The following is a 5355-nucleotide window of genomic DNA, read 5'->3' as shown; positions in this document are numbered from 1 at the left end:
CGGGCGGTCGCACTAAAGCACGACCCGGCCCCATCCGGCGCCCGGACGGCGGCCGTGGCGGTGACACGAACACCGCCTCGGCCGCCGGCGTGCGTCTCACGCCGCCGAGGGCTGCCACGCCTCCTGGAAGCGGCGGCGGGCGCGGAAGAGACGAGAGCGGACGGTGCCCAGGGGCAGCGCGAGCACCTCGGCCATCTCCTCCTCGTTGAGCCCATAGGCCCGCAGGGTGAGGACCTGCCGGTGCGCCTGGGACAGCCGCTCCAGCACATCGGTGATGTGCACCGCGTCCAGGGGGTTGTCCTCCTGCCGCGACTCCAGCTCGGAGCAGCTGTGCTCCTCGCCGTAGCGCTTGGCGGTGCGGACGGCCTCACGGACCGTCACCGAGCGCACCCAGCCGTAGAACGCCGCCGGTTCGCGCAGGGAGCGCAGGCCGCGGTAGATGGCGAGCAGCGCCTCCTGCGTGGCGTCGGCGCCGTCGTCGTGGGTGATGGACCGGCAGATCCGGGCGACGTAGGGGGTGATGCCGGTCAGCAGGTGGTTCATCGCGTGCTCGTCGCCCGCCTGGGCTCGGGGGAGCAGCGTCAGGGGGGAGGGGAGTTCGCTGACGGTGGACATGTCGGGCTGAGACTCCTTACGGCAGCCGGGCGGGCGGGGGAGCGTGAGCGGGGGGAGGTGTTCAGGCCGTGACGGCGTCGGCGGGCCCGGGCTCCGCCGCCGTCGCGAAGCGGAGGAGGCCGGCGCGTACGTCGTCGCGGAACGCCCGCATGAAGGCCGGGCTGAAGCAGGCCGTGGAGTGCGGGAACTCGATGGAGAGGCGGCCCTCGAAGGAGACGACGCACGCCATGACGGGGCTGCGTCCCGCCTGCGGGAAGTACTGCTCGCGGGCAGGCACCAGGCGCACGTCGACCGCGCGCAGCCCGTCCGGCAGCCGCGGGCCGGGCACGACGCCCATGTTGGTGGCGATCACCGTGGCCAGTTGCAGCGTGGGGGTGCGAGGGATCTCCGGGGTGATGCGCATCTCGTGGAACTGGTCGCCGCGGGCGAGGAAGTCGGCCAGGCGGCCGTGCACGGTACGGGCCAGCTCCAGCGGCTCGGAGTCCCCGGCCACGTCCAGGGTCTGGAGGTGGGTGGTGACCGCGGGGACCATGGCGGCGGCGGGGACCGGCGGGGTCAGCCGGGAGCGCAGGTCGACGGGGGAGAGGCAGCCGAGGGTGCGGGGGCCGTCGCCGTCCAGGCGCCGCCGGGCCGCGGCCAGCAGGGCCGCGGCGATCAGCGCGTGCACGGAGACGCCCGCGTCGCGTGCCGTCCGGCGCAGCCGCGCGGTGAGGTCCGCGTCCAGGGTCAGCCGGTGCACCTCGATGCGTCCCTGCGGGCCGGTCCCGTGGCCGGTGGCGGCGTCGTACGGCACCAGTTCGACGGGGTGCCGCCGTACGTCCTCCAGGCGGCCGTCGAGGTACTTCGCCGTGTCGGACTCGTCGGCCGGGGGCAGCAGCCGGCTGACGGGCTCGGGCCAGCGCGGCCCGGAGGCGGCGGGTTCGGCGGCGGGTTCCCCGTCGACCAGCGCCCGGTAGCGGTCCCACAGCGCGTTGTGCAGGGCGATGCTGCTGTGGCCGTCCGTGACGGTGTGGTCGATCACCAGGACGAACAGGTGGCTCTCACCGTCCGGCGCGCTGACCAGGACGGCCCGGCTCAGCGGGCCCCCGACCGGCAGGGGCCTGTTCAGCTCCGTCGCGTAGGCCTCCTCCCGGTCGCCGGACCGGGTGGTCAGACGGGGCCGTTCGTCCTCGTCCAGGAGGCGCAGGACGTGGCCCGTGCCGTCCTGCGCGATGCGTGACCGCAGCCCCGGGTGGGCCTCGGTCATGGCGTCGTAGGCGGCCGACAGCGCGGCGGCGTCCACGGGGCCGCGCAGCTCGCAGGAGAGCACGGCCCTGCTTCTCTGGCCCACGTAGAGCGTCTCGACCGGACACAGCGCACGGTGCATGCCGTCAGCCTTCTTTCCGTCGTTCGTCGCGGGGGTCCCACGGCCCGGGAATCGGTGTGCCGCCGCGGCTGTCCGCGGGGGCGGGGGCCTTTTGAGAGTGCACGGCGGAACGCGGCCGAATCCAGTGCGGAGCCCGGCGTGAGGGTAAGTCGCGTGATTTCCCTAGAAGTTGGCGGCCGGGAAGGGGGAGCGGCGCCGCGCACTCCCCGCCATCGCATTCTTCAGGGAAACCCCTGAATTGCGTCCGGAGAGCCGGGTGCCGCTTGACCCGGCCCGTTGCGGTGGCCCACCGTGCTGTGCCGGAAGACCGAGGCCGGGTGACGTGATCGCCCCGCCCCCGGCGTGCGACCTGCCCTTTGACCCGTGGGCCCGCCCGGCGCGTACCGACACGCGCGGGCGGCACGGAGCGGTGGCCGCACCCGTCCGATCCGGCCGGGTCTTCGCCGTCCGGGACATTACGGCTTGCCACGTGAGGGTTGTGCTATGTCACTCCAGGAGGACGAACGTCGACCGCTGTCCGGAGCCCAGGAGGGCCTCTGGTACGCCGGACGGCTCGCACCGGACAGCGCCGCGTACAACACGGCGGAGGCGGTGGAGATCCACGGCCCCCTCGACACCGGCCTGTTCCAGACCGCGCTGCGGCGCGTCGTCGGTGAGGCCGACACCTTCGCCCTGCGGTTCGCCGACACCGACGACGGGCCCCGCTGCCACCCCGCCGCGGACGCCGGCGACTGGCCCCTGCACCGGGCGGACGTCAGCGGCGCCGAGGACCCCGAGGCCGCCGCGTGGGCGCACGTCCGCGCCGACCTCGCGACGCCCGTGGACCTGGAGAAGGGCCCGCTGTTCGCGCACACCCTGCTGACCCTCGCCCCCGACCGCCACCTCTGGCTGCTGAGGGCCCATCACCTCCTGCTCGACGGCTACAGCTACAAGCTCCTCGGACGGCGCCTGGCCGACACGTACAACGCGCTGGCCGAGGGACGCGAGCCGGACCCCGCCGGATTCGCGCCGGTGAGCCGCCTCCAGGAGGAGGAGACGGCCTACCGCGCCTCCGACGCGTACGCCCGCGACCGCGACCACTGGGCGCGGCGCCTGTCCGGCCTGCCCGAGCCCGCCCGGCTCACCTCCCGCACGGCCGCCCCCACCGCGCCCTTCCTGCGCCGCACGGCCGAGCTGACGCCCGCCGAGACCGGCGCCCTCGACGCCGCCGCGGCCCGTCTCGGCGTCCGGCGCACCGACCTGCTGGCCGCCGCCACCACCGCCTATCTGCACCGGATGACCGGCGCCCGCGACCTGGTGCTCGGCCTCGCCACCATGAGCCGCCTCGGCAGCGCCGCCCTGCGCACCCCCGGCACCGCCTCCGACGTCCTCCCGCTGCGCGTGGCCGCCGCCCCGGACACGCCCCTCGCGGAGCTGGCGGCAACCGTCGCGGACGAACTGAAGGCGCTGCGCCGCCACCAGCGCTACCGGGCCGAGTTCCTCCGCCGCGACCTGGGCCTGCTGGGCACCGGACGCCGGCTGTACGGGCCGGTGCTCAACATCGTCCCGTTCGACGAGTCCCCGGTGTTCGGCGGGCACCCCACCACCTGGCACCACCTGTCCGGCGGAGCCGTCGACGACCTGCAGATCTCGGTGCGGCCCGGCACCTCCTCCGGGGGACTGTGGCTGGCCTTCGACGCCAACCCCGCCCTGTACGGGGAGGACGAACTCGCCCTGCACCGGGACCGGTTCCTCACGGTGCTGCGCCGCCTGGCCGAGGCCGACCCGACGACCCCGCTGGGCGACCTGGACGTGCTGCTGCCGGGCGAGCACCCCCGCGACACCCCCGTACGCACGTATCCGGCCGAGCGGACCCTCACCGAGCTGTTCGAGGAGCGGGTGGCGGCCGGGCCCGAGCGGACCGCCGTCACCTGCGGGGACGAACGGCTCACGTACGCCGCGCTCAACGCCGAGGCCAACCGTCTGGCCCGGCTGCTGACCGACCACGGCGCCGGGCCGGGCCGGGTGGTGGCCCTCGCCCTGGAACGCGGGACGCGGCTGCTGCCCGCCCTGCTGGCCGTCCTCAAGACCGGCGCGGCCTACCTGCCCCTCGACCCCGGCCACCCGGCCGGACGGCTGCGGCTGGTCGTCGAGGACGCCGCCCCCGTCGTCCTCGTCACCGAGGGCGCCCACGCCCACCTCGCCGGGGACGCGCTGCCCGTCGTCCGCCTGGACGACGAGGAGGTCGCCGCGGACCTGGCCCGCCGCTCCGCCGCCGACCTCACCGACGCCGACCGGCACGGGCCGGTGAGCCCGTCCGACACCGCTTACATCATCCACACGTCCGGCTCCACCGGCCGCCCCAAGGGCGTGCCCGTCCCACAGTCCAACGTCGTCCGCCTCCTCGCCGCCGCGGCCGAGCACTTCGACTTCCGCGCCGACGACGTGTGGACGCTGTTCCACTCCTACGCCTTCGACTTCTCCGTCTGGGAGATCTGGGGCGCCCTGCTGCACGGCGGCCGGGTCGTCGTCGTCCCGTACGCCGTCAGCCGCTCCCCCCGGGAGTTCCTGGAGCTGCTGCACCGCGAGGGCGTGACCGTCCTCAACCAGACGCCCTCCGCGTTCGAGCAGCTCATCGACGCCGACCTCGAACGCGGCGGCGGCGCCGGGAAGTTGCGGTACGTCGTCTTCGGCGGCGAGGCCCTGCGCCCGGCGCGGCTGCGCCCCTGGGCCGACCGGCACGGCCTGGACCGCCCCGCGCTGGTGAACATGTACGGCATCACCGAGACCACCGTGCACGTCACCCACCACCGCCTCACCGGCGCCGACCTCGACGACCCGCGCCGCGGCAGCGTGATCGGCACCCCCCTCGCCGACCTGCGCGTCCACCTCCTCGACGCCGGGGGACGCCCGGTGCCGCCCGGCGCGACCGGCGAGATGTACGTCTCCGGCCCCGGCGTCGCCACCGGATACCTGAACCGGCCCGACCTGACCGCCGACCGCTTCCTCGACGACCCCTACGGCCCGCCCGGCACCCGCATGTACCGCTCGGGCGACCTGGCCCGGCGCCGCCCCGACGGCACCCTCGACTACCTCGGCCGCGCTGACGCGCAGATCCAGCTCCGCGGCTTCCGCGTCGAACCCGGCGAGATCGAGGCCGTCCTCACCGCCCACCCCGGCGTCACCCGCGCCGCCGTCGTCCCCCGCCGCGCCGACAACGGCGCCCTGCACCTCGTCGCCTACACCGTCCCCTCCGGCGACGCACCGGCCGGCCCCGCCGAACTGCGCGCCCATGCCGCCGCGCACCTGCCCGAGCACATGGTCCCGGCCGCCTGCGTCCCGGTGGACGCGCTGCCGCTGACCGCCAACGGCAAGCTCGACGTCGAGGCCCTGCC

3 protein-coding genes are annotated in these 5355 nt (G+C 75.3%); 1 reads left to right on the top strand and 2 read right to left on the bottom strand.

The window, feature by feature from the left end; genetic code table 11:
• Positions 1-96: 96 nt before the first annotated feature.
• Together ACWD1Z_RS36420 and ACWD1Z_RS36415 are read right to left on the bottom strand one after the other, a co-directional pair.
• Positions 97-615, bottom strand: coding sequence for an RNA polymerase sigma factor (locus tag ACWD1Z_RS36420; protein WP_451125055.1), 519 nt, complete (start codon positions 613-615; stop codon positions 97-99).
• A gap of 61 nt (positions 616-676) precedes the next feature.
• A complete protein-coding gene (locus tag ACWD1Z_RS36415) occupies positions 677-1981 on the bottom strand; it encodes a phthiocerol/phthiodiolone dimycocerosyl transferase family protein (RefSeq protein ID WP_451125053.1) in 1305 nt (434 codons plus the stop codon).
• Between the two features lie 483 nt (positions 1982-2464).
• Here ACWD1Z_RS36415 and ACWD1Z_RS36410 point away from each other — a divergent pair.
• A partial coding sequence (locus ACWD1Z_RS36410; RefSeq protein WP_451125051.1) for an amino acid adenylation domain-containing protein occupies positions 2465-5355 on the top strand: 2891 nt, incomplete at its 3' end.

The sequence above is a fragment of the Streptomyces sp. NPDC002784 genome (assembly GCF_053592135.1).
This window is presented reverse-complemented; position numbering and strand designations above follow the sequence as displayed.